General features: G+C 63.9%; 1 protein-coding gene. It reads right to left on the bottom strand.

Going from position 1 to position 794, the window contains the following annotated elements:
- A partial coding sequence (locus VV867_RS31025; RefSeq protein WP_328568448.1) for a phospholipase effector Tle1 domain-containing protein occupies positions 1-794 on the bottom strand: 794 nt, incomplete at both ends.

The following is a 794-nucleotide window of genomic DNA, read 5'->3' on the forward strand; positions in this document are numbered from 1 at the left end:
CCTGGTGCGCCAGTGGGCCCCGCTGCGCTCGGTGGCGAGCGAGGCGATCTCGAGGCTGCTGTCGGGCTTGCTCAGCAACAGCTTCTCCCTGGCCAGGGGCAGGTAACCGCCACCGATGTCCGAATGGCAACCCGGGAGCACGATGTCCAGCTCGGCCTGGGTCAGGGAGAAGTTGTGGCGGTATTCATGATCGGCCACCAGGTGAACCACCTGGCGGGCCGTGCCCGGTGCGAGCCGCAGCTGCAACCCGGAATTCCTGGCATTGTGCGGGCTGAAATCGAGGGTCTGCGGCGAGACGATGCCGGCCACGGTATCGAACAAGCCGATGAAGTTGAGGATGACGTCGCTGCGATGGCGCCAGACGAACCCGGGTACCAACAAGGACGAGCCGGCGGGCAGCGAGCGGGCCAGCAGGCTGTTCGCGCCCTTGAGCAGGTCGTTGGCGCAGTGCCGCGCCGCCGCCGCGCCCCGGCTGAAGCCGAACAGGTCGATCTCGATCCGACGAATTTTGAGGCCGGGGTTAGTATCTTGCAGTAACCGTAATTGCTTCAGAGTCAGCGCCGGCATCTGTTCGACCCGTGCCACCACACCGGTATCCCCGTGGCCAGTGCCCTGGCTATAGAGGGAGTCAGCCAGGCCACTGCTGGTGCCGATGCCTTCAAGATAAACCTTGATGTGAGCTTCTTCAGCTCCTGGAGGCAATTGCACGAGCGTATCGTCCGGATAGAGGCCATAGAGACGCGCGACATTACTGAGGTCATTGCCATAACTGTTGTCCGGCGCCCCGCCCTGGC

The sequence above is a fragment of the Pseudomonas sp. JH-2 genome (genome assembly GCF_036231725.1).
GTDB classification, from domain to species: domain Bacteria; phylum Pseudomonadota; class Gammaproteobacteria; order Pseudomonadales; family Pseudomonadaceae; genus Pseudomonas; species Pseudomonas delhiensis.